This is a genomic window from Streptomyces telluris (genome assembly GCF_024519335.1).
Classification (GTDB): domain Bacteria; phylum Actinomycetota; class Actinomycetes; order Streptomycetales; family Streptomycetaceae; genus Streptomyces; species Streptomyces telluris.
In genome coordinates this window covers 202,575-226,710 of sequence record NZ_JANIID010000005.1, presented here as the reverse complement: position 1 = coordinate 226,710, position 24,136 = coordinate 202,575, and the positions used below count along the sequence as shown (strand labels likewise).

At 70.4% G+C, this 24,136-nt stretch carries 17 protein-coding genes and 1 pseudogene; 7 read left to right on the top strand and 11 right to left on the bottom strand.

Annotated elements, in window-relative coordinates; genetic code table 11:
* Nucleotides 1-16 precede the first annotated feature (16 nt).
* From NQU55_RS08535 to NQU55_RS08505, 7 genes are all read right to left on the bottom strand, one after another.
* On the bottom strand, nt 17-976 hold the full coding sequence (locus NQU55_RS08535) for a class I SAM-dependent methyltransferase (protein WP_168091317.1): 960 nt from the start codon (nt 974-976) through the stop codon (nt 17-19).
* 31 nt (nt 977-1,007) lie between these two features.
* Nucleotides 1,008-1,424, bottom strand: a complete 417-nt coding sequence (gene panD / locus NQU55_RS08530; RefSeq protein ID WP_168091318.1) for an aspartate 1-decarboxylase — start codon at nt 1,422-1,424, stop codon at nt 1,008-1,010.
* 14 nt (nt 1,425-1,438) lie between these two features.
* Nucleotides 1,439-2,713 (bottom strand): cytochrome P450 family protein, encoded by a 1,275-nt coding sequence (locus tag NQU55_RS08525; protein WP_168091319.1) that lies wholly within the window; start codon nt 2,711-2,713, stop codon nt 1,439-1,441.
* Between the two features lie 115 nt (nt 2,714-2,828).
* A complete protein-coding gene (fabD, locus tag NQU55_RS08520; protein ID WP_168091320.1) occupies nt 2,829-6,110 on the bottom strand; it encodes an ACP S-malonyltransferase in 3,282 nt (1,093 codons plus the stop codon).
* On the bottom strand, nt 6,110-7,111 hold the full coding sequence (locus NQU55_RS08515; RefSeq protein WP_256790181.1) for a methyltransferase: 1,002 nt from the start codon (nt 7,109-7,111) through the stop codon (nt 6,110-6,112). Before NQU55_RS08515 ends, fabD begins: the two co-directional genes overlap by 1 nt.
* A 22-nt stretch (nt 7,112-7,133) precedes the next feature.
* Nucleotides 7,134-10,223 carry a non-ribosomal peptide synthetase gene (locus tag NQU55_RS08510; RefSeq protein WP_168092376.1) on the bottom strand — a complete coding sequence of 1,030 codons (3,090 nt, stop codon included), beginning with the start codon at nt 10,221-10,223 and terminating at the stop codon, nt 7,134-7,136.
* The gene (locus NQU55_RS08505) at nt 10,220-11,074 is read right to left on the bottom strand and encodes a hypothetical protein (RefSeq protein WP_168092375.1); all 855 of its coding nucleotides are present in this window, start codon (nt 11,072-11,074) and stop codon (nt 10,220-10,222) included. The genes NQU55_RS08510 and NQU55_RS08505 overlap by 4 nt, the downstream gene beginning before the upstream one ends.
* 541 nt (nt 11,075-11,615) lie before the next feature.
* On the opposite strand from NQU55_RS08505, the gene NQU55_RS08500 reads away from it, so the two are divergent.
* Nucleotides 11,616-13,436, top strand: a complete 1,821-nt coding sequence (locus NQU55_RS08500) for an NsdA family TPR-like regulatory protein (RefSeq protein WP_505017570.1) — start codon at nt 11,616-11,618, stop codon at nt 13,434-13,436.
* A 553-nt stretch (nt 13,437-13,989) separates the two neighbouring features.
* A complete protein-coding gene (locus NQU55_RS08495) occupies nt 13,990-15,312 on the top strand; it encodes an NHL repeat-containing protein (RefSeq protein WP_168092373.1) in 1,323 nt (440 codons plus the stop codon).
* Nucleotides 15,313-16,245: 933 nt separating this feature from the next.
* Here the strand turns inward: NQU55_RS08495 and NQU55_RS08490 are convergent.
* Nucleotides 16,246-16,974 carry a FadR/GntR family transcriptional regulator gene (locus NQU55_RS08490; protein ID WP_168092372.1) on the bottom strand — a complete coding sequence of 243 codons (729 nt, stop codon included), beginning with the start codon at nt 16,972-16,974 and terminating at the stop codon, nt 16,246-16,248.
* The gene (locus NQU55_RS08485) at nt 16,971-17,180 is read right to left on the bottom strand and encodes a helix-turn-helix domain-containing protein (protein WP_240976281.1); all 210 of its coding nucleotides are present in this window, start codon (nt 17,178-17,180) and stop codon (nt 16,971-16,973) included. Before NQU55_RS08485 ends, NQU55_RS08490 begins: the two co-directional genes overlap by 4 nt.
* A gap of 352 nt (nt 17,181-17,532) precedes the next feature.
* Here NQU55_RS08485 and NQU55_RS08480 point away from each other — a divergent pair, with 352 nt between their 5' ends.
* The 4 genes from NQU55_RS08480 (at nt 17,533) to NQU55_RS08465 (ending at nt 20,909) form a co-directional block, all read left to right on the top strand.
* Nucleotides 17,533-18,195 (top strand): hypothetical protein, encoded by a 663-nt coding sequence (locus tag NQU55_RS08480; protein ID WP_168092371.1) that lies wholly within the window; start codon nt 17,533-17,535, stop codon nt 18,193-18,195.
* A 1-nt stretch (nt 18,196) separates the two neighbouring features.
* Nucleotides 18,197-19,822, top strand: a complete 1,626-nt coding sequence (locus NQU55_RS08475; RefSeq protein WP_168092370.1) for a class I adenylate-forming enzyme family protein — start codon at nt 18,197-18,199, stop codon at nt 19,820-19,822.
* Nucleotides 19,809-20,645: an SDR family NAD(P)-dependent oxidoreductase gene (locus NQU55_RS08470; RefSeq protein WP_168092369.1), complete on the top strand. Its 837-nt coding sequence runs from the start codon at nt 19,809-19,811 to the stop codon at nt 20,643-20,645. The genes NQU55_RS08475 and NQU55_RS08470 overlap by 14 nt, the downstream gene beginning before the upstream one ends.
* Before the next feature lie 114 nt (nt 20,646-20,759).
* Nucleotides 20,760-20,909, top strand: a complete 150-nt coding sequence (locus NQU55_RS08465) for a hypothetical protein (protein WP_168092368.1) — start codon at nt 20,760-20,762, stop codon at nt 20,907-20,909.
* 89 nt (nt 20,910-20,998) lie between these two features.
* On the opposite strand, the gene NQU55_RS08460 is transcribed toward NQU55_RS08465, so the two are convergent.
* Entirely contained in the window at nt 20,999-22,069 is a 1,071-nt protein-coding gene (locus NQU55_RS08460; protein WP_168092367.1) for a hypothetical protein, read from the bottom strand.
* A 638-nt stretch (nt 22,070-22,707) separates the two neighbouring features.
* On the opposite strand from NQU55_RS08460, the gene NQU55_RS08455 reads away from it, so the two are divergent.
* Entirely contained in the window at nt 22,708-23,184 is a 477-nt protein-coding gene (locus tag NQU55_RS08455; RefSeq protein WP_168092366.1) for a hypothetical protein, read from the top strand.
* Between the two features lie 43 nt (nt 23,185-23,227).
* Here NQU55_RS08455 and NQU55_RS08450 read toward each other — a convergent pair.
* A pseudogene (locus tag NQU55_RS08450) lies at nt 23,228-23,542 on the bottom strand (aminoglycoside phosphotransferase family protein); the annotation flags it as partial.
* Between the last annotated feature and the right edge of the window lie 594 nt (nt 23,543-24,136).

The following is a 24,136-nucleotide window of genomic DNA, read 5'->3' as shown; positions in this document are numbered from 1 at the left end:
GTCGCCGGGGGCCGGGTCATCGGCGGACGGCGATCTGGTGGCGGTAGCTCTCCATCGGCAGCCCGCTCATCCACGGCACGATGCCCAGCTTGCTGAGCACCTTGATCGAGGAGGGCGGCTGGTAGCCGGCGAACATGCCGCCGAACATGAGGATCTGGCTGTGCGCGACGACCTGCCGCATCAGCGGGTTCATCCGCTGCTTGCCGAGCATGGCGCGGAAGTGGCTGTTGGGCGCCATCCGGCGGCGCACGGCCGCGCGGACCCGGTCCGAGATGTCGTTGTCGGCGATCCAGTCCAGGCCCTCGGTCTCCTCGGCCGCCTGCCGCATGGTCGCGGTGCGCTGCCGGGTGTAGACGTCGATGTGGCTCAGGTGGCCGCCGGGGCGCAGCACGCGCGCGGCCTCGCGCAGGAACTTGCCGAGGTCGGGGTAGGTGTGCGAGCTCTCGATGTTGACGAGCACGTCCACCGAGCCGTCCTCGAAGGGCAGGTCCTCCGCGTCGCCGTGCACGAAGCGCAGCGCGTCGCCCCGGGAGAGCGTGGCCGTCGCCCGGGCGACGGCCTTCGGCGACAGGTCCAGGCCGGTCATCCGCGCGCCGGGGGCGACGCGGGAGAGGAAGTTCAGGCCCTCCCCCATGCCGCAGCCGACCTCCAGCACCTCCTTGCCCGCGTAGTCGTCCAGGTCGATCGGGAGGTCCCGCAGGGCGAGGAAGTAGAGCTGCTCGCTGAAGCCGTCGGTCCACGGCGCGCCGAACCCGGGCACGCGGGCCCGGATCTCCTCGGCGAGGTCCGCGTCGAACATGCCCCAGTTCCACAGGTCGCCCTTGCCGGACAGCGTGGCGGCCATGTCGTAGATGGTGGCGCTGGCCGACTTCATGCCGGCGGACTTCTCGCTGGTGCGCGGGGCGCCGGAGTCGTCGAGGTTGATGTCCGCGAGACCGCTGGTGAAGGCGGCCATGACGTCAGGTGTGGAACTCATGTGCGTTCTCCGATGGGCGGGGCGGGGGTGGTCACGTGCTGACGGTGTCGCCGCGCACCAGGCCGAAGCCGTCGGGCACGTCGGCGGGGTCCGAGCCGGTGCTGACGGGCCGGTTGCCGGCGTCGACGAAGACGACGCTGGGCTCGTACGACCGGGCCTGCTCGTCGCTCATGGTGGCGTAGGAGATGATGATGACGAGGTCGCCGGGGCTGACGAGCCGGGCGGCGGCGCCGTTGATGCCGATGATCCCGCTGCCGGCCTCCCCCTCGATGACGTAGGTGCTCAGCCGGGCGCCGTTGTCGATGTCGACGATGTCGACCTTCTCCCCCGGCAGCAGGTTCGCGGCGGCCATCAGGGTGGCGTCGATGGTGACGGATCCGACGTAGTGCAGGTCCGCCTGGGTCACCGTGGCCCGGTGGATCTTGGACTTGAACATCTCTCGGTACATCGTGTTCTCTCCCTTCACCCGGTCACGGGGCAGGTCGTCGGCGCCGGCGACAGGCGCACGGGGAGCCGCTGCATGGAGAGCAGGTAGCGCGGGGCGATCTCCGCCGGGTCGGCCGCCAGCTCCAGGTCGGGGAACCGCTCGAACAGGGCGTTCAGCGCGACCTCCCCCTCGATCAGGGCGAGGCTGGCGCCCAGGCAGTAGTGCGCGCCGCGGCCGAAGCCCAGGTGGGGGTTGTGCTCGCGGGTGAGGTCCAGCGCCTCCGGCCGGTCGAACTCCTCGGGGTCGCGGTTGGCCGCGGCCAGGACGACCTGGATGGCCTCGCCGGGCTGCACCGTCACTCCGCCGATCTCGACCGGCTCGGTGGCGAAGCGCCGGAAGGTGTGCTTCACCGGTGCGGTGTGGCGTACGAGTTCGACGACCGCCCGGGCGGCGATGGACGGGTCGTCCTTGAGCTGCTTCAGCTGGTCGGGGTGCTGGAGCAGGGTGAAGACGCCGAGCGCGATGAGGTTGCGGACGGTTTCGTGACCGGCCTGGACGAGGACCATGGCCAGGGCCACCAGCTCGTCGTCGGTCAGCCGCTCGCTGTCCTGCTCGTGGATCTGCACGAGCTCGGAGATGAGGTCGTCGCGGGGCTCGGCCTGGCGGGCCTCGATCAGCTCCCTGGTCACGCGGGCCATGCCGCGCACCGCCGGGGCGAACTGCTCGGGGTTCGGGCGCAGGGCCGCCGCCAGCGTCTCGCTCCACTCGCGCCACTGCTCGCGGTAGCCCTCGTCGACGCCGAGCAGCTCGCAGATGACGATGATGGCCAGCGGGTGCGCGTAGTCCGCGATCAGGTCGGGCTCGGGCTTGGCGGCGAGGTCGTCGAGCAGACGGTGCGCCACGCGGTTGATCGCCGGCGTGAGCGTCTGCATCCGCCGGGCGGACAGCGCGCGCGTGACGAGCCTCCGCACGCGCATGTGGTCCTCGCCGTCCATGGTCAGCAGCGTCGAGTCGAACATGTCGACGATGTCCTCGGGGATGCCCCTGCTGAGCATGGACTCGCGGTGGGAGTCGCCCGGCGGGCGGCTGCGCAGCGTGGGCTCGCTCAGCACCTTGCGGACGTCCTGGTAGCCGGTGGCCACCCAGATGGGGCTGCCGTCGGCGAACTTCCCCGGGCACACCGGCCGGGGGCCGCTCAGCCACCGCTCGCCCGCCGCCGGGTCGGTGATGAACGCCGGGTCGGACAGGTCGAACTCGGTGGTCTGGGCGCCCGGCCCGGTGGAGGGCTCCGGAGCGGAGGTTTCGGTCATGGGGTCGGCCTCGCTTCTTGCTCGGTGTGTTTCGTTTCGTGCTCGGTGTCGCTTCGCCACGCCCGGCTCGGGCCCCTGACCGGCACCGGGCCCTTCCGGTGCCGGTCCGCGGGGTTCAGGCCGCCGGGCCGGCGACGGCGGCGGCCTCGGTCATCAGGCGGTCGGCGAGTTCGTCGGCGTGCCGGTCCCGCCACGCCTGCAGCGGCGTGCGGGCCAGCCACTGGTTGCACGCCCCCAGCGCCGGTCCGCAGGGCACCTGGTAGTCGGCGACGCGGCCGGGGGTGCCGTCGATCGCCCACGTGCTCGCCTGTGCGCAGTACCAGCGGAAGACCAGCGCCATACGCCGCTTGGGGTCGAGGCCGTGTTCGGCGGTGCGGCCCAGGCGGGCCCAGACCTCGTCGAACGAGGCGCCGAGGTAGTCGCGCTCGACCTTGGAGCGCACCGCGGCGGGCACCGCCTCCCAGGCGTCGTAGTTGCGCCACAGGTCGTGCAGCTTGCCCGCGCGGGCGTGGAAGAGCACTCCCTTGCGCAGCACGCGCGCCCGCCCGCCCAGCTCGAACAGGTCGCCGTAGGGCGCGAACGCGGTGTCGTGCACGTCGGCGTCCTGGAGCAGGTCCTTGGCCGCGGCGCTGATCCCGCTCTCGGCCGTGCACAGGTTGACGGAGCCGGTGAGGACGAAGTCGGCGCCCAGCACGAAGGAGGCCGCGGCCGACTCCGGGGTGCCGATCCCGCCGCCGGCACCGATGCGCACCGCCTCGGCGACGCCGCCCAGCCCTGCGCGCAGCCGGCGCAGCGCGGGCAGCAGCGCCCACAGGGTCGCCATGTCGGAGTGGTCGCCCGCGTCGCCGACCGCGCAGACGTCGTCCGCCAGCGCAACGCGCTGCCCGGCCTCCGCCTCCTGCGCGGTCAGCAGGCCCTGGGCCACCAGCCGGTGCACCAGTGCGGCGGGCGGCGGGGACAGGAACAGGCGGGCGGCGTCGGGCCGGGTGACCTTCGCCAGCAGCTTGCGGGGCACGTGCACGGTGCCGTCGGGGAGCACCCGGGCGCCGGTCAGGCGGTGGCGTACGAGCGCGGGCGTCACCTCGACGTGGGTGGCGGCCTCCACGAACCGGACGTCGTGCCGGACCAGCACGTCCACCAGGGCGTCCTCGGCGGCCGGGTCGAAGGGGTCGTGGGTGACGTTGACGCCGAACGGCGCTCCGGCGGGGACGCGTTCGCGGATCCGCTCCACCGCTGCCGCCGTCTCGGCGGGGGTGAGTCCCGAGGCACCGAAGTAGGACAGCAGGCCGGCGCGGGCCATCCGGGCGACCAGGTCGACCGAGCTGACGCCGTGCCGCATGCCGCCCGCGGCGTAGGCGAGGCGTACGCCGTAGTCCCGGCGGAAGGCCTCCGAGCCCAGCGACTCGGCAGTGGTGCGGCTGCGCGCGGGCCCGGCGGAGACCGTCGCCGGTGCGACCGGGGCCGCGGGCGGGGTGGTCTCCGCCGCGGTCACGGTGGTCTCCGCCGCGGGGAGCGGGGTGGCCTCGGTGCGGATCCGGTCGACGAGCTTCGTCAGCACCTGGCCCGGGCCGAGCTCGCGCACCCGCAGGTCGCCCAGGCCCATCAGGAGCCGGACGCTGTCGGTCCAGCGCACCGGCGAGGCGATCTGGCGGCGCAGCGTGGCGGCCACCTCACCCGCCTCGTAGGGCCTGGCGTGGACGTTGCTGATCACGGGGATCTTCGGTGCCGCGAAGGGGGTGCGCTCCAGCAGCCGGCCGAACTCCTCGGCGGCCGCCGCCATGTACCTGCTGTGGAAGGGGGCGCTGACGTTGAGGGGTGCGCAGCGGGCCCCCGCCTCCTTGAGCAGGGGCAGGGCGCGGTTGACCGCGTCCACGGGGCCGGCGATCACCGTCTGGCTGGGCGCGTTGTAGTTGGCGATGTCGATCTCGTCGAGGCCGCCCTCCCGCAGGACCCGCTCGACGAGCGCGGCGTCGACCGCCGAGACGGCGGCCATGGTGCCGCCCGTGACCTGTCCCATGAGCCGGCCGCGCTCGGCGACCAGGCGCAGGCCGGTCTCGAAGTCGAAGACGCCGGCGGCGAAGAGCGCGGCGAACTCGCCGAGGCTGTGGCCGAGGACGTAGTCGGGCAGCCGCCCGCCCTCGCCGACGGCCGCCAGCCAGGTGAGGGCGTCGACGGTGTACAGCGCGGGCTGGGTGTAGCGGGTGTCGCGCAGGTTGCGTCCGGGGTCCTCCAGGCACAGCTCGCGGAGGGAGTAGCCGAGCACGGCGTCGGCGCGGGCGACGAGATCGGGGAAGCGGTCGAAGACCTCCCGGCCCATCCCCTTGGCCTGTGCGCCCTGCCCGGGGAAGACGTAGACGTCGAGGGTCTTCCCGCCGGCGGCGGTGCGGTCCTGCGTCGCCACGGGGGTGCTCATGGGTTTCACCTCGGTTCGTCGTGCGGGGGCGGCGAGGAGCGGGCGCGTGTCGAGCACGGCCCGGTACAGCACCTCGTCGCGGGCGTACGGGGACAGCAGCGGCAGCACGCGGGAGGTGCTGCCGGGCGGCAGGGCGGCCCGCACCAGGTTCGCCATGGAACCGGAGGGGCCCAGGTCGAGGAAGAGCAGGTCGTCCCGCTCCAGGAGCGGGGCGAGGGCCTTGGTCAGGTCGAACGGGTCCCTCAGCACCCGCCACAGGTGGGCCGGGTCCGGGAGGTGCACGGTCGCGCCGGTGGTGCCGGAGATCAGCGGGAGGGTGGCGGGCCTCATGGCCAATCCGCCGATCAGGTCCTTGAAGGCGCCTTCCACCGGGTCCATCAGGGGCGAGTGGAAGGGGAACAGGACGGGCAGCCGCTGGCAGAGGACGCCGGAGGCGACGAGGTGCCGCTCGATGCGGTCCAGGTCGCCGGCGGTGCCCGCCAGGACGAAGTTCTCCGGCGAGTTGACGGCGGCCACGTGGGCCGCCGCCAGGACCGGGTCGCGCCGGGCGAGCCCCACGTCGGCGAGGACGGCGAGCATGCCCCCGCGGGGGCACTCGCTCTCGAACAGCTCGGTCTGGCGCAGCAGAGAGCGCAGGCAGTCGCGGGGATCGACGACCCCCGCGACCGCCGCCGCGGCCACCTCGCCCAGGCTGGCGCCGAGCACCGCACCGGGTTCGAACCCGTGCGACCTCAGCATCTGCGCCAGGGCGTACTCGACCATGAAGATCGCCGGCTGGGTGAGCGCGAAGCGCGTCATCGGGCGCTCGGGGCCGTGCCCGTCCGCGTGGATCGCCTCGATGACCGAGTCGCCGCGCGCCTGGCGGACGACCGCGTCGAGGGAGTCGAGACTCTCGCGGAAGACGGGGTCCGCCCCGTGGAGCCACCTGCCCATCCCGTGGTACTGCGAGCCCTGGCCCGCGAACAGGAAGACGGGCGTGAGCATCAGGCGGCGCGCAGGGATGCTTCGAGGACCTTGTGGCCGGTGGGCAGCTGCGTCACGGACTCCACCGCGAAGCCGGCCTCCTCCAGGGCGCGGCGCATGCCCGGCTCGTCCAGACCGAGGGTGCCCTCGTCGCAGGCCACGGCCTGGAACATCGCCCGCCAGCCGTCGATGTCGTTCTCCACCAGCGGCTCCACCACGAGCAGGCGGGCGCCCTCGGCGCTGCCGGCCATGGCGGTGGCGACGGTGCCGAGGATGCGGACGCAGTTGTCGTACGTCCAGTCGTGCAGCACGTTCTTCAGCAGGTAGCGGTCGGCGCCCGCGGGCACCTCCGCGAAGAAGTCGCTCGGCGTGAAGGTGATCCGCTCCAGGACCGCCTCGTCCGCGACCCGGCCCAGGCCCTCGCGGCCCCGGGCGCAGACGCTGGCGCGGTCGGCCACGGTGCCCCGGGCGCCCGGGTGGGCGGCCAGGATGCCGGGCAGCAGGCCGCCGCTGCCGCCGCCGACGTCGACGATGGTCTTCACACCGCCGAAGTCGTGCTTCTCGACCAGGCAGTGGGCGACCGGCGTCGCGAGGTCGACCATGCCCTTGTCGAAGAGCTCGGCCGTCTCGGCGTCGTTCTCCAGGTAGGCGTAGAGCGACTGCCCGAAGACCTCCTGGAAGCCCGAGCGGCCCGTCTTGACGGTGTGCATCAGGCCGGCGAACGCGTCGTCGTACAGCTCGGCGGCGAGGATGGCGAAGTGGCGCTGGGTGAAGGGGTGGTCGGCGCGCAGCGGGGCGTAGGCCTCGGACAGGCGGAACTTCTCGCCGTCCCGCTCGAGCACGCCCGGCACGGTCAGCATCTGCAGCAGGCGGTACAGCACCTCGGGGTCGGTCTCGGTGCGCTCGGCCAGCTCGGCCGGCGTCATCGAACCGCCGTCGAGGATGTCGGCTATCTCCAGCCTGGCGGCGACCGCCAGTGCCCGGGCGAACCAGCCGCTGACGGCCAGCTTGAGGATTTCCATGGGATGTCTCTCTTTCGGTCGCTCAGGCGAGCCGGCGCAGCCGCTCGGCCAGCGCTGCCGGGGTGGGAGTCTCGAACACATCGGTCAGGGCGAGCCGGACGCCGGTGATGTCCTTGATCCGCTGAGCGAGGGTGGCAGCCATCAGCGAGTGCCCGCCGTTGGCGAAGAAGTGTGAGCCGGCGTCCAGGTCCTGACGCTGCAGCAGCTCGGTGAAGAGGCCCAGGACGGTCGCGGTCAGGTCGTCGCCGGCCGCCTGGGCGGCAGCGCCGCCGACGGCCGGGCCGTGCTGCTCGGCCGCCCGCTCGGCGAGGGCCAGGTAGTCGACCTTGTCGCTGCCCGTACGGGGGAAGGCGTCCACGGCGACGAACCGGTGCGGCACCACCGATCGCGGCAGCTGCCGGTGGGCGTGGTCCCAGAGCTCGTCGACGGCTTCGGGGCGGCCCGGAACCCGGACGAACGCGGCGAGGGAACCGTCCGCGCCGGGATCGCCGACGACGACCACGGCCGCGGCCTCGACGTCGGGGTGGCTGAGCAGGACGGCCTCCACCTCCGCCAGCTCGATGCGGTTGCCGCGCAGCTTGACCTGCCGGTCGACCCTGCCGAACAGGTCGATGCGGCCGTCCGGACGCCAGGAGGCCACGTCGCCGGAGCGGTGGAACCGCCCGTACTCGGCGTTCTCGCCGAAGCGTTCGGCGGTCATGCCGGGCCGCTCGTGGTATCCGGAGGCGACGCCGACGCCGGCGACGCACAGCTCTCCCCGCACACCGACCGGCAGCGGCCTGCCGTGGGGGTCGGCGATGAAGACGCGCGTGTTGGCGACGGGCGAGCCGACGTCGACCCTTCCGGTGCGGTCGGCGCTCATGCGTCCCGCGGTCGCCCAGATCGTGCTCTCGGTGGGCCCGTAGACGTTCCACAGCTCGGCGCCCGCCGCGAGCAGCGTGTCCGCCAGCTCGGCGGGAAGGGGCTCGCCGCCGGTGAGGATCGTGCGCCCGGCCACCGCCTCGCCGGCCTCGCGGGCGACCAGCCGCCAGGTGGTCGGGGTCGCCTGCAGGAAGCCGATGTCGTGGGCGGTGACGGCCGCCGCCAGCAGGTCGCCGTCCGTGCGCGCCGCGTCCGGGAGCACCACGGTGTGCCCGCCGTGCAGCAGCGGCATCATCAGTTCGAGCGACGAGGTGTCGAAGCTGTACGTGCTGAGCCAGCCGGTGGGGCGCGCCGAGCCGGCCACGCCGAAGCGGTCGGCGTAGTCGACGATGTGGTTGACGAGGCTGCGGTGCTTGATCGGGATGCCCTTGGGCTTGCCGGTCGAGCCCGAGGTGTAGATGACGTAGGCGAGGTCGCCGGGTCCGGCCGCCTCGGCCGCCGCCGTGTCCACCGGCGCCTCGGGCAGGTTCTCCCAGTCGGCGGCGGGTACGGTCGCGTAGCCTGCGGGCGCCTCGGTCCCCGCCCCGGTGATCACGGCCCGGGCACCCGAGTCCTCCAGCTGGTACGCCAGCCGCTCGGCGGGGTGGTTGGGGTCGAGGGGCATGTAGGCGGCGCCCGCGAGCCAGGTGCCGAACACGGAGGCGGCCAGGGCCGCCCCGCGCGGCAGGAGCAGCGCGACGACGTCGCCGCGCCGCACGCCGGCCGCGGTCAGCCGGGCGGCGGTGTCGGCCGCGGCGGACCACAGCGTGCCGTACGTGGCCGTGCTGTCGCCGTCGCGGACGGCCGGCGCCGTGGGGGCCGCGGCGGCGCGGCGGGCGAAGCCCGCGAGGACCGTCGGCAGGCCGATCTCGCGGTCCGTCGCGTTGGCCGCGTCGATGACGGCGTGGTCCTGCGGCGACCAGACGGGCAGCGAGGCGAGCGGGGCGTCGAGCGCGGCGCCCACGGCGACGAGCAGGGCGTCGTAGCGGCGGACCATCAGCTCGACGTCGGCGCGGTCGAGCACGCCGGTGTAGAACACGGCGCGCACGGTGGCGCTCTCCCGGCTGGCGGAGACGAAGAACTCCAGGTCGAACTGGCTGAACCCGTTCTCCACGACGACCAGCTCGGCCTCGGTGCCGGCGACGGAGAAGGTGCGCTGGTCCTCCACGAAGGGCACGTAGTTGAACACGTGCTTGAACAGCGTGTTGCGCCAGCCCGAGCCGTCGCGCTCGACCATGTCGAGGACGTCGTCGGCGGGCACGTCCATGTGCGCCATCGCTTCCATGAACGTCCGCCGGGTCAGGGCGGCAAGGTCCCGGAAGCTTGCGCTCCGCTCCAGCAGGAGGCGCAGGGTGACGAGGTTGCTGTGGTAGCCGACCGTGTTCACCGCCTCGCGGGGACGGGTGTTGACCGGCGAGCCGATGGCCAGGTCCGGTCCTGCGCCGTGAGCGGCGAGGAGGACCGCGTAGGCGGTGAGGAGGACGACCGACTCGGGAGCCCGCAGCTCGCGCTGCAGACGTCGCACGACCTCGTGGGCCTCCGGCGACAGGACGTGGGTGACCTCGTCGCCCCGGAGGGTGGTCACCGCCTGTTCCCGCTGCTCGCACCACAGTTCCAGGCCGGACGAGCGGAAGCCCGCCATCTTCTCGCGCCAGTACTGCCGGCTCTCCTCGGACGTCTCCGGCCCGTGCCAGGCGGGGACCTCGTCGAGCACGGGCGGCTCACCGGCGGCCACCGCCTCGTAGAGGGAGACGAACTCGGCGCGCAGGATCGCCGTCGACTGGACGTCGGACACGGCGTGGTGGACCGCCAGGCAGAAGACGTCGGCGTCCGGGCCGTGCAACAGCAGCGCCCGGACGAGCGGGCTGCCGTCCGTGGTGAACGGCGCGGCCACGAAGGCGGTCAGGGCGGCGAGCTCGTCCTCCGCGCCCCCGTGCCGCTCCGCCTCCTCCAGACCGACGGCCAGGGACGCCGGTACGGACTTGATCAGTCCGGTTTCATCGCGGTGGTAGACGGTGCGCAGCACCTCGAAGCGCTCCACCAGCAGTTGTACGGCCTTCGCGGTGGCGGCGGCGTCGAGGCGGCCGCGCACCCGTATCGCGAGCGAGAGGTTGTTGGCGCCGCTGTCCGGGACGAGCTCGTCGAGCAGCCAGAGGGTGTGCTCCTTGCGGGGCGGGCGGACGTGACCGGCCGGCAGGTCGTCGTTGCTCACGCGCCGGCTCCCGGCTGGGCGGCCAGCACACCGGCCACGGACGCCGTGACCTCGGGGGTGCGCAGCAGATCGCGGTGCTCGACCTCGAAGCGCTGCTCGTCGCCGACCTCGATGGGGGCTATGCCCGGCGTGGTGCGCATCCGGTTCAGCCCGCTCCGCTCGCTGGCGGAGGTGATCACGGTGGCCCGCTGCCAGCCCGGCCGCGGGTCGAGGCCGGCGGCGGTGGCGAGGTAGGACATGAACGAGCCGACCAGCGCGACCAGTTCCCCGGCGTAGTCCTCGTCCAGCCCGGCGCGGCGGAGCGCGGCGGTGCCGATCGGCCGGAAGGCCGCGTAGAGGCCGGCCGCGAACTCGACGGGCGCGACGTCGTCCTTCGCGGCGAGCCGCTCGGCGGTGCCGGACAACTCCTCGATCTCCTCCGCCGTCAGAACGGTGGTCATGTTGCCGATGACACGCCCGAACTGGAGGTGGACCGTGGGCACGTCGACGAGCTCGGGGTCGAAGACGACCACGCGCGGCGCGGTTCCCTGCTGTGCGGCGATCTTCTCGGCCAGGACTCCCGCGAACACCGAGCCCGCGCAATACCCCATGACCGCACGGACCTTGCGGCCGCTCGCGGCCACCTCCGACAGCCAAGGCTCCAGGTACGCCTCGCCCAGCGCGTCCGTTCCGGGGTCGCGGACCGGGGCGACCGTCTGCCACAGGGCGCAGTCGAGATTCAGGCCGGGCGCCAGGTCGGCGAATCCACCCTCGTTCCGCCCCGTCACCGGGAAATCGGCGGCGAGCACAATGTCGGTGGCGGCTCCCGCGTCCAGCACGACATTCCACACGGTGGGGTTGGGGTTGGACATTGAATTTTTCCCCCGAATATCGAAAATCCAGCGACTGATTCGGTCAATTCCCCGACCCTCTCCGGTCAGGCCAGCTGGATCCTAGGGTCAGCCAATCCGCCCTGTCCACAGCTCTTGATCATGGAACGAGGCCTCCGAACGCCCCTGAACTCCCGGGCGACTTCGCGCCACCGCGATAGATTTCAGTCACACTCGGAGGGGATTTCAGACAGCCGACCGCCACATATGATCCGTTTTGTCCACAGGCCCGCCGAGCCCCTCCCCTGCACACCGAGGCCCGTAAAGGCCTCGCAGGGCGGCCTCCAGCACCCGCGAGAAACTCCTGAATGCCCTATTTGCGATGTGACCGCCCGCATACGAAAACATATGAAGCCGTCGGCTTTCCCTGAGAAGCCGGAGCGCCGCGCCGAGGACACCCCCTCGGCGCCTCGGCGCTCAACGCCCCGGCCGGTGCGGGGCACACCGGGATCCAAGCCCCTGGCGACGAAGGCCGCCAGGCCAGCCCGGCTCTGCGTGACGACCGTTCCGCAGGGGAGTTGCCGTGGACGGTCGCGGGTACGTGGAAGAACTGGAGCAAGCGGGAAGAGGTCCCGTGGACCGACGCCGCTTCGTCATCGCCTCACTGGCACGCTCGCCTGAACCGGCGCCCACTGGGCCGCCACCGCCCCCTCAGCCTCGCCGCCACCCACGGGCGCCGCGTCGGCGCCGGCGCCGCGGGCTCTTCGAAACCCGCCTGGACACCCTGCGACACCTGGACGACGCAGTCGGCTCCACCCCCGCCCATGATGCCGCCCTCGCCGAACTACGGCTGATCACCGGCGTGCTCACCACCAGCACCTACAGCGACACCACCGGACGACGTCTGTACGCGGCCGCCGCCGAGGCGTGCCGGCCGGCCGGATGGTGCGCGTACGACAACGGGCGCCTGGCGGACGGCGAGAAGCACTTCACCGCCTCGCTGCGCGCCGCCGCGACCGAAGGCCACGCCACCCTGGGCGCAAGCACGCTCGCCTTCTGGGCCAACCTCCGCTACAGCGGAGGCGACCCCTACGGCGCCCTCGGCCCTGTCGAGCGCGCCCTCGACAACCAGTACAAGATCACCTCCGGCCGGGTAGTGGCCATGCTCCACACCCGAGCGGCCCGCGCCTACTCCAAAGCCGATGAACCCACCGCCGCCTACCGCGCCATCGACGCGGCCTTCGCCGCATACGACCGCGCCGGGCCGCCCAGCACGATCTGCCTTCGATGTTCGATGTACTGGATGACCCACGGCGAAGTCCACGAGGTCGCCGCCTCCTGCGCGCTCCCCCTCAGCGAACCTGCCCGCGCACTGGAACACTTCGACGCGGCCCTGCGGCACGAGGACCCGTACGGCACCCGCACCGAGGCCCGCGGCGCCGGGATCTACCTCGCCCGCCAGGCCGAAGCCCACCTCGCCCTCGGGGACATCGACGCCGCCGTCGCCGCTGCCGAGCGGGCCGTCGAGCAGCTCGAAGGCGCGGACTCCGCTCGGGGTACCAGCGCCCTCACAGACCTGCGCGGCCGGCTCGCCGCCCACCGCACTGCGCTGCCCGTCGCCGGCTTCCTCGACCTCGATGCCCAGCCTCAGGTCGCCCTGGTCGCGATGGATACCACGCCGAGCCTCGACTACTCGACGTGGGCGGCCATCGCTCCCCTGGACAAAGTCGCCGCCCCCGGCCGACCCGGTGTGGCCGCTCACCTCCGGGGTCGGCCGGAATACGGCAGAACCGTGTTGTGGGCTCAAGCCCTCGCAAATCCACGAGCTGTGATGCTGTGTCCGGAGTGGTTCTGGTGGCATGCGGCCCCGAACCAGGATCACGAGGAGGTCAAGGAGATCGAGGAGAGTAGGCCAGCCGATTCACCGGTGAGGGAAGGCCGGTCAGGTGCCGTTCAGGTGCTGGCGGATGCACTGCGTGTACTGGTGGAAGCTGTCGGGCTGGTAGCACTCCTGCGTCTTGTTCGCGTACCAGAGCATGAAGACGGCGACCAGCCCGGACACCACGATCGCGAGGAACGACGCCACCAAGGCGGTGACGGCCTTGCCCCGGCCGACGCCAGTCCGCCTGGCCGTCATCAGCGCGGCGATGCCCAGGATCAGGCCGATCACGGCGAGCGGGCCGCCGATGAAGACGACCGAGGTACACAGGCCGATGATGCCCAGCGTCATGGCGGCCGTGGCCAGGCTGTTCTTCGGCGCTGTCAGGCCCGGCCCCATTCCGTTCGGCGCCGTCCGAGCCCGTACGGCTCGGTCCTCAGCGGACACCGTGTGGTTCAGCGGCGTCTCGATTCCCTGGGCGTTCATCAGCCCGTCCTTCCGTCCCGTCAACTGGTGAGACCCTGATTCTGGGTTTCGGAGCCCACGGGCACATCACGGGAAGGCGGGAGAATTCACTCCCCCTATCGGGGGAGGCCGCCAGTGGCTCCACTTATTCAGGTGCGCTCTTCGCCTATCGCGGCGAGCCGGAGAGCCGGCGAGCTGAAGGTTCCCGGGAGACTGCCGGCTCCGCAGCAGAAAAGGAAGGAACGAATCGCTTGCCCTCTCCTCATGTCCCCTGTTCGCTCTGGCCGGACAGCTGCGCCCATGCACCTCACGCACTCCCCGGAGTCGCACTCTGACACAAGATTCACAACAGCATGTCACTTCACCAACGCCGATACCCGCCACCTGAGAAATACCGGAACGCGCACCTCACGGCGTGCGTTCAAGCCAATCTTCCAACGGTCACTTGCACGGCAGTCGTACCGGGCCGATAGTGAACCCTTCGCTCTTGAGTGGCGCATCGAAGGAGTGGTCCAGAATGCCGGGTGCTGGCGAACCTGTGGAATACCCACTCGTCAATGGTGACTTCGTGGACCCGCAGTCCGTCACTGTCGGGCCGGATGGGTACCTTTGGGTGACGACCGAGAGCACCGGGCTCGTCCAGGTGAATCCGACAAGTCTTGCCAACCAACTCTCGGTCACCGACGAAGTCCCCACTCCCTGCATCGGAATCATTCCGGACCCCCGCCCGACGCGAACGGACGGGAGGAAGGCCGTATGGTTCAGCTGTGTCTCCGATTGGGCCGGAGACTCGGTCGTCCAATACGACATCGTGAACCAGAGGCGACTCTCCGGGGTCAAGCTTGCCTATTACTCCTGGGTCCAGACCCTCACGTGGCTGCTGATCGATACGGGCGCCGCCGGGACACCCGCGTATTCCTATTGGATCGTGTTCGTCGAGCCCCTGAATACTGTGGCCGGATATTATGACGTGGAAGACGAGTCCGGTATTCCCGGCACGTATCCGTTTCCGGACGCCCAGCAGAACCCCGTCTACGACACCTGGCTCTGGTCCGTGGCCGTCACCGCTCCGGCGAACGCGAAATCACCCGGCGATTTCACCTATTGGACGACGGGTCAGGCCAGCACGGGAGACTACCCGCGGAAGACGAACAGCCTGTACAGGTACAGCCCCGCCAAGGACGAGCAGCCTGAGCCCATTCCGCTCCCCGGGGGAAGCAGCCAGAAGCCGGTTCACGTCGACGCCAGCCCCAACGGGGACGCGGTGTGGGTAGGAACCGAAAACCCGAACCAGATCTGTCGGTACGACACAGCCCTCCGCAGCTGGACGCAGCGGTTCATCGCCGGATTCGGCGCGCCTCGGCAAATGATGCTGGGCACGGACGGAAATCTCTGGGTAGCGACCAGCAAGGGGATATCGCGCTTCCGTACGGACAAGAACATTACCGAGCTCCCGGGCCCGTCCCTGCCGAACGGCGGCGACGCCATGGGGCTGTGCGTGGACAAGCACGGCAAATGGGTCTGGTACACCAACCCGACCAACAAGTCGATCGGGCAGTACCCGATTCCCGATGACCCCGAAAGCCCCTGCGAGAAAACCCAGTTCGTGACCCAACTGGTGACGGAGACAGCGCCGGGGCAGCACACCGGAATGTCGGGCGTGGTTCAGTACATCAGCAACGGCCTGCCCATCCCCGGCGTGCCGCTCACCTGCCGTGTGGTCTCCGACGGAGGCACGACGTTCAGCGATGGAACGACAGAGACCCTCCTGACCACGGACGCCCGGGGCCGGGCCGCGCTCCCCGCGCTGCGTGCCGGCCGTGAGGAGGACCGGGTGGTACTGAAGGTCGGCCACGGGGACTCGGAGCCACCCACCACGATCTCCCTCTGCGTGCGATCCGATCCGGACAAGGTTGCTGAAGCGAATGAATCGTGACTTCTCCGCGGAATCCAGGATCACCGCGACCGTGGGGGGAGAGCCCGTCGTGGAGACAGACCTTCCGGATCCGGTCTGGTCATCCATATGAACGAAAAGTCCGATCGGGCATTTCCCGGCGCGCAGGCACGCCGGTACAACTCCAGTCATGACTATGACTCTTCGGCGTTTACGATCTCGGCATCTGCCCTCGCGGGGCCGGCCGCCACCCTGGCCTTTCCGACAAGCGCGCGGACAGCGCCAGTGACCACGTACAAGCCCGGTCGGTACGACCTGATTGTCGAGGACGTATATGCCGTCGCCCCACAGAGCACCGTTGACCTCAGCGACCGTTGCGTGGAGCCCTTCGGAATCCTCACCATCACGCAGGGCAACAACAGCTATAGCCACTTCCAATCTCCCCAAAAGCATCAACCTGAACGAGGGCAGGCAGGTGGCCACCATTCTCAAGAATGGGAACTGGGGAAAGGGTGGGACTCAGCTGAACTTCCGAAGCCTCAGGGAGTCAGGTCACTATATGTGGGACTGTCACCTGGAGAGGGACGCGCAAGTCAACGTACATTTCTTGATCCAGCGTAACGACCAAACCAATATACGGCCGTTCGAGAGTTACTTGAGGCACTCCGCGAGAGAGTGGTCATCGCGGTAAGTCCACTGCTCGATCTCATTAAAGAGTGACGACTTTTGTAGTAAATGGTGAGACGGCGGTAGCCAGTCAGCCACGACATCGTGCGCCTGCGAGTTCGCCACCCTCTTTCACCAAGCGTGTCCTGTGCCCGCCGACCCTGTGGCCAGTCATGAGGAGTGGGCGGTAGGGATGGTTCGTGCAGGGGCAGCAGGCTGCTGACCCAAAGGGACACCACCAGGTCGCCGGGCCCTGGCGGACAGCGAGGTCCGTGCTGCGCCTCGGGAAGGCATCCCCGAGTGTGGACCCTAGCGACCGAACTTGCAGTGCTGAAGCCTGAGTTCCGCTCGTAGTTTCACTTCGTTCACCGAGCTGAGGAACAGGAACGAGGGGATCACTATGCGCAACCTGCAAAGGCTCGGCCTCGTTGCGGCAAGCGCCGCCCTCCTCGTGAGCGGCGCTCTGACAACAGCACCGGCGGCGTCCCAGGGCAAGCCCCCCAGGTGCGAGGTGAGCGCCGTGCCGAGGTAGTCGTACACCTCGATCAGCAGGTCGTTCCCGCTTGCCCGGACGACAGACTGGTGGAAGAGCGCGTCGACGGCCGTGGCCGCGGACGCGTCCTCGCCGGTGGTGGCCGCTTCGGCGTCGGCCAGCAGCTCCCGAAGCTGCTGCACCTGTCCGTCACTACGGCGCAGGGCCGCAGCGCCCGAGGCGTACTCCTCCAGAACGGTCCTCAGTTCCAGTACGTCGTCCCGCTTCGCGGAGCCTTCCCGCCGCACCATGACCGACTGGAGCTCGCTGGAGGAGCGGACGTAGGTGCCGTCACCGGCTCTGGGCTCCAGCAGGCCGAGGTGCACCAGCGCGCCGATCGCCTCCCGCAGCGTGCTGCGTCCGACGCCGAGCTCCTCGATGAGTGCCTGTTCCGGCGGGATGCGCGTCCCGACCGGCCAGCCTCCGTTCTCGATGTGCGAGCGGAGACTCTCCACGAGCTGGGCGGACAGGCTGGCCGTCCGCCGCGGTGCGCTGATGCGTTTCATGGAAGCACCACACAACGGGTGCGGGCCTGCGACTTGCCGATCGCCGGCGACTGGTGGTTGCGCACGGCGCCCTGGGACAGTCGGAGCGCCGTGGTGATGTCGGCCACGGCGCCACCCTCGGTGGCGGTGGGCAGCGCGTCCGCCTCCCGCCCGGTCAGCGGGCTCACCTCGTCGGCCGGCGCTTCCGCGGCCAGGGCCGGGCCCACGAAGCGCAGGCCCGCGTGGACGCAGCGGGCTCGCGTCGGCCAGTTACTCGGGCGGGGAGCCCTTTACGACGTGTCCGGCCGCGCCCTCAGCCATCGCCCGCGAGAGGTAGCCGGGCCAGCTGAAGGCCATGCACGAAGGCAGCAACACGGCCCCGCCGACGCGACCTTCAGCGAGATCATCGTGCGGGGCCGCACAGACCCGACAGCACTGCACGGCTTCCTACGGACCCGCCAGTTTCGTTTGGATCAGTCAGTCGTTGGGCTGGCTGTGCCGATGACTGATGCGCAGTGGGCGCAGACCGAGCCGTCGTCCCTGGACCGGGCTTCGCACGGAGCCGGTGGTGACTCTCCGATGGGAACTACCACCGTACAAGTGGTGTTTCCCGGACAGCACACGATGCGCCACCCCACTGCCCCTGCAGACACCCGCGATGGGTTCCCCGCCGGCGACCTCTCGGGTTTCCGGTCGCCTGTCACCCGCATACTGCTCGCCAGTGACGGTTTGACCACCGTCCTGCTCCAGGCGCTCACACAATCAGCCCTCGCACCACAGGTGGACGGCATCGAGACGACGCCGGGACAGCATGTGGAGGCGACCGCACGCGGGCTGCTCCGCCTGGCGACGGGCGACGTGTGCCTGGTGCGCCGTACCCGGTTGGTCAGCCGTACCGGTGAGGTGGTGTCGGCGAACATCGTGACGGTGCAGGCCGGACAGGACGCACGGATCGACGCGGCGATGCGGGATCGTACGCGCCCCATCGGGTTCGCGTTCGCCGCGGCGGGCTTGCCGATGAACCGCCGTATCAGCCGAATCGGCCTGACAAGCTGGCCGCAGGCCCCGGACACCCCTTGCGCTTTCAAGGCCTACACCCTGAACGCCGACGATGGGCCGTGGGCGTATATCCGCGAACTGTTCAGCCCTCGGATCGTTCCACCCGGGATGCGGACCGAGCCCGGCATGCGAACCGAGCCCGGGATGCGGACCGAGGCGGCGGCAGCCGGGGAGCGTGCTTGAGATGTTCCGTGACGCCCTGATCGGCGCCCTCGCCGCGGGCGGCGCCCGCGTCGCCGTCCTCGACGAGACCACGGCCTGTTCCTACGCCGAGTTGGATGCCTGGTCCTCCTCGCTGGCGGACACCCTTCGCCCGCTGGTGCGGACCCCGGAGGACTGCACCGCGCTCCTCCTGCCCAACGGTGGTTCCTGGCTCGCCGCGTACCTCGCCGCCCACAAGGGGGGCACGGCGGTGGCACCGATGAACGCCGTGCTCACCGAGCACGAGATCGTCCGCGTACTGGAGCATCTCCGCCCTCGGGCGCTGCTGACCAGCCCGGATCGGTCGGATGACATCAAGGCACTGTGCGCCGAGCGACGGCTGCATGTGGACGTGATCGTGGTGACGCCGGGAAGGCATGGCCTGTGCGGTCCACGCGAAGCGGCAGGGGCCGCGAAAACGCGGGCGGACACCGACCGCCTGGCGGACACCGGCCACATGGCGGACGTCAGCCGCGTGGCCGACACCGACCGCGTGGCCGACACCGACCGTGTGGCAGACACCGGCCGCCTGGCGGACACCCCTTGCATGATCATGCACACATCGGGATCGACGGGCAGCTGCCGTCCCGTGGTCCAGACGGAACGGGCACTCCACCTCGCGACCGGCTTCTGGAGCGGCCGGCACCGCGGTCCCGAGGATGTGGTGGCCGTCCCCATTCCCCTCGCGCACACGTACGGCCATCTCGCGGCGATCTCCACGCTGCTGGCCGGGGCGACGCTGCTGACCTCCTCCCGCGCCTTCGAGCCGGCCTGGTGGCTGGAACAGCTGGTCGCTCGCGACGTCACCGTCGTCGAGGCGGTGCCGACCGTCTACCGCAGGCTGCTGGAGGCCACCGGTCCGGGGTGGCGGCCGGCCGCCTTGCGGCGATGCCTGAGTGCGGGGCAGCAGACGCCCGCCGACCTGCGCCGCGACTGGCATCGGCGCACCGGCGTGGAGTTGCTGCAGAGCTGGGGGATGACCGAACTCTCCGGCGCGGGGCTGAGCCCCACCGCTGATTGCTGCCGGGACAGCGCCGGTATCCCGGTGCCGGGCCTGGAAGTCAGCGTCACCGGCCCCCAGTCCCCCGGACGCCCCGTGCCGGCCGGTAGGGTCGGCGAACTGTGGGTACGGGGCTCCCAGGTCACACCCGGCTACCGTACGAGCTCCGGACAGATGGCCTCCGTCACGGACGACGAAGGCTGGCTGCGCACCGGCGATCTGGTGGTCCGCGACGAGCACGAGTGCGTCCGTATCGTCGGACGGTCCAAGGACACCATCATGACCGGTGGGTACAGTGTGCAGCCCGCCGAGATCGAGGACGTACTGCGCACTCATCCCGAGGTCGAGGACGCCGCCGTGATCGCCCGTGCCGACCGCCGGCGCGGCGAAGTCCCCCACGCCGTGATCGTTCTCCGGCACGACAGCCGACCGGACGCCGAGGAACTGCTCAGCCACTGCCGCGGCCTGCTCGCCCGGTACAAGGTGCCCCGCTCCATCGACTTCGCCGAGCGGCTGCCCCTTTCGGCCACCGGCAAACTCGACCGTGCCGCACTGCGCGTCCGCTACAGCGCACCCGAGCAGGAGGACACTCCGCATGTCGTCGCATGACGGGACCCAGGAGACCCATGAGTCTCAGGAGTCCCAAGGGTGGGTCGCCGGTGATCCGCCTGTTGTCGTGATCACCGGTGCCACCGGCGGACTCGGTGCGGCCATCGCCACCGCCTGCGCCGAACGGGGATTCCGGCTGGCCCTTGTCGCGCGCACCCGCTCAGCGCTCGAGCACCTCGCCGCGGCGCTGCCCGCACAGCCGGGCAGTACGGTCACGACGGTGTGCGCCGATGTCAGCGACATGGCGGCCGCTGCCATCGCCATGCAGAAGATCTATGCCGACTTCGGCCGCATCGATGTCCTCATCGACAACGCCGGTGTGGAAGGCCCGATCGGCCTCACCTGGGAGATCCCCGTCGAACAATGGTGGGAGGCGGTGCGCGTCAACACACTGAGCACCGTCGCCACAGTGCACGCCGTGATTCCGTTGATGGCCCGTCATGGCGGTGGCCGCGTCATCAGCATCAGCAGCGCTGCGGGCCGGCACCGCTGGCCCACCTTGTCCTCCTACTCCGTCGCCAAGGCCGCCGGCATCACGTTCATCGAGAACATCGCCAGCGAAGCCCGCCCCTACGGAGTCCTGGCCTTCAGCCTGCATCCCGGAATCGTGGCGACCGGACTCACCACGAGCGCACTGGACGAGACCGACTCCACCGACCCCTGGCGCCGACGCCGCGCCCTCTGGCTCCGCGAGCAGATCGAGGCAGGGCGGGCCGTCCCACTCCCCCGAGCGGTCAACAGCGTCCTCGAACTGGCCACGGGCCCAGCGGCGGACCTGTCCGGCCGCTACCTGACTGTCGAGGACGTCGCCTTGTCGCGGTAGCCGGCTTCAGGGGGTGCCGCGACAGAGAAACGGGGCTGCCCGGGCCGTCGCCCGGGCAGCCCCGTTTGCCGCAAGGGCGCGGCGTTTTCATGGGGAAATTACATGATGCCAACCGTGACCATGCCTGCGGACGTCGCAGTGGGACATGCGCAGGACGTCCTGGACGCCGGGCCGCACTTCCGGCTCCACCCGCTTGGCGGTTCGGTGCTCACCGAATGCCTCATGGATGGAGAGGTGACGGTGGCGACGATGCCGTCAGGCTGAGTGCAGAACCCCGGGAGCGCGCCCCGTCGAGAACGCCCCGTCGGGGAATCGACGGGGCGTTCTCGACGGGCTCCACCGAGCATCGCCCGTTAGGACCGCGTTGCCTTCCCGCACTCGTCCCCAGAGGACTCGCTCCGCCCGACCGGCGTGGTGCGGTCGTACGGGTCGATCTCCGTGCCGGCCCCGTGCGCCCTGCGGTCTGTGCCGAAGGGCGGGGTGAAGTAGCCGGTGGGGGCGCCGCAGCCGCCATTGGTCATGTCGTACTTGTACGAGACGATCGAGAACGTGCCCGGCTCGGTGACCACCTTGTCAGGGTTGTCCCAGCTCAGGACCAGCTCGCGGCGGACGATCGTGCGCACGATCTCGCCGTCGCCGCCCGCGTCCGCGCGGGTGACCGGGTAGACGAAGGTGACATCGGCGGTCACCTGGAGCGCGCCGCGCTCGCCCTCCCGGTAAGTGAGCTGGCCCCGGGTCTTCACAACGTCTCCGACCAGACGGGTGCGGGAGGGCTGGAAGCGGCTGAAGAGAAGGAGGGGGTCGTTCTTCTCGCCCGGGGTCTGGAAAGCGGTCTTCAGAAGATCCTGGACGTCCTTCTGGTGCGGGTTGATCAGTGCAATCGCCTTTTCGGGGCGCTCGCCCCGCAGCACCCCGGGCTCCAGACCCGACGCGATAAGGAAGTCCCGACTGCTGGCGAGGGCCCGCTCGACCTCGGCCGCGCTCATCCATCCGACCGCCCCGGCCTTCGGCACGGTGATCCCCCCCGCTCCGCTCGCCCAGTCCGCCGCCGGCGAACCGCGGAACGGCTCATCCACGGTGGGTCGCTGGGCCGCCTCCGCCGGGCGGGCGGCCGGTGGCGGGGAGTCATCGCCGGCGAACAGGTCCACGACCCGCCCCGGCACGAGCGCCACCACCAGCAGCACCAGCAAGGCCAGCAGCCCGGCCACAGGCCAGCCCGTACGCCGCCTGGGCCGCGCAGGCGTATAGCTGCGCCAGCCTTCCGGTCCGGGACCGGGCTCCGCGCCCAGCCGCTTTGCCACGCCGCGGGCTCGCGCCGAGGGCTCCTTGGGCGCGTCGGCGGTACCCGCCACCGACTCGCGCAGAAACCGCTCCCACTCCTCGTCGGACCTGGACGAGCCGTCCGGCTCCGTACCCGCGCCCATCCTCAGCCCCCTGGTAATCAGTAGTCCGCGGCCCATCTCCCCTGGGACGCGTCCGCATAATGACACAGAGTGCTGACAGTGAGGCCGGCTGGGTGGACGGTACGGGCGTGCCACCCCTTCTCAACTGGTCGTCTGAAGCGCTCAGTCACAACCGACCGGTCTCATTCTGTGAGGCGTTGCAAGCGGACCAGCGGGCCAACCGCCGGCGGCGCTCTGGCTCTCTGCCTCGGGTTCGGGCTCCGCTGATGGCCCGTTCAACAGTCCTTGGGGGCAGACCTCAGGCAGGAGTACTGCCGTCGTCACGGCCCGTAGATCAGGGTCCATTTCTGATTGGGCAGTCCCTGATTATCGTTGGTCACAACCGGCGATCTGTCGCAGTCGCTCAGCCACGTCGCCCAGCCACTGGGCCCTTGGGCATAGCCGGCCAGGCAGCGGCCGTCCCTGCGAGTGACCATATGGTAGGCGCCACGGCCGTCGGCGATCTGGTTCCGTACCTGAAACGGACCGACCACAGCACGTGCCATGGGTTCAGCAGCCCGGCCCACGGCGCCCGAACTCGGCGCGAACGAGTACCGTACGTCCCGACCTGCCGGAGGCTGACGACAGAGCTGTCAACGGCTCGGGCTAGGGTCCCCGACGTGAGTGACTGCTACGACCTGTTCCTGACGGTGGACCTGCCACCGGACCTGCCCGAGCCGGTGCTTCAGGAACTGAGGTGGCTCCTGGGGCAGGCGGACATGCCAGCAGAGTTGAAGTCGACCGACTGGGAGTCATGGGGCGGTCCCTGGCAGGCCTTCGCCGGTGGCTCGGCGAGCCACTCGTTCGACGGGGCCGATGTCTCCCTGCTGGTCCGTGCCGTGGACAGGTCCAACCTGGACGGCAGCGAACCGTGGGCCCTGACCATCCGGACGTGCGTCCACGAGGACGACTTCGGGGTGATGATGGAGGTCGTCGGGTGGCTTCTTCGACACGCGACCACGCAAGGGTGGGTCGGGTTCGTTCGTGACTCCGGCCTGGGCCAAGTCCAACATCTTGTGCGCCACGAGGATGGCTTCGATCTTGTCGACGTCCGCCCGGCCGACCGGCAGGAGCGTGTTCCCTGGTCATCGCGGTAGCCCGTCTCCAGGTGGGGCATGCGGAACGGCTGACAATGGTCAGTTGGCGCCGACCGACCGGCCGGGACGGCAACGGGGCATCGTGCAACTTCCGGACGACGGCACCCACCGCGGCCCATACCGCCGGGGACGCGGTCGACGGCTCGCCGAGGCGGCCGAGCGCCGTCCCCGGGACCGCGGCGATCGCGAGCACGGGCGGCTTGCGCCACAGGACCTCCGGGGTCGGGACCGGCGCCAAGGCCATCGCCTCGGCCTCGACGTCGATGCGTGCCTGATCGGCGTCCACCTTCAGGAACACGTCGCCGACGCGCAGGGTCGCGCGCTCGGAATGGGCGACGACGACCTTGACCTCATCCATGGCGACCAGTGTCCCGGAATGACCGCCGACATCACCGGGTTTATCGCGTGCGATTGCGCAGCTGACCATGTCCCTCTACCCGGCGGCCTCGCGTACGACACAAACCGCTGACCAGCTCCTGAAGTATGGGCAGAGAAGTCCTGCTGCCCCCGGTCACCGCGCAGGCGCGTGCCAGCCGGGAGCGGGCACGCGGCTGCGCGATGCATTACTGAAGAATCGTCACTGGGCCCAGTGCAGCAAGACTGAGCTGCGGAGTATGAGTACTCGGCCTCACGGTATAGGACCTCACCACCACTGGTGGATCCTGTGTGAGGAATAGTGCCGCCCATACACCACTGGGATGCCCTGTCGGCTTCCTGGAGAAGTTCCCTTCCAAGGTCGCAAGGTACGTTCCCTCGCTTGTCGAGTGCACCTCACCTGAATAGATGGCACGCACCGCTTCGTCATGAGTTGTGGCCACAACCCTGATATTCGCAGGGCGCTCTTCACCCCATTGGACCGACCATTGCTGGACAGCCTCACGGATCTGACTGAGCGTCGATACATCCATCCCAGCCTCCGCTGCCCGCCCGTCCCCTGCCTTTGGTTGCCCAC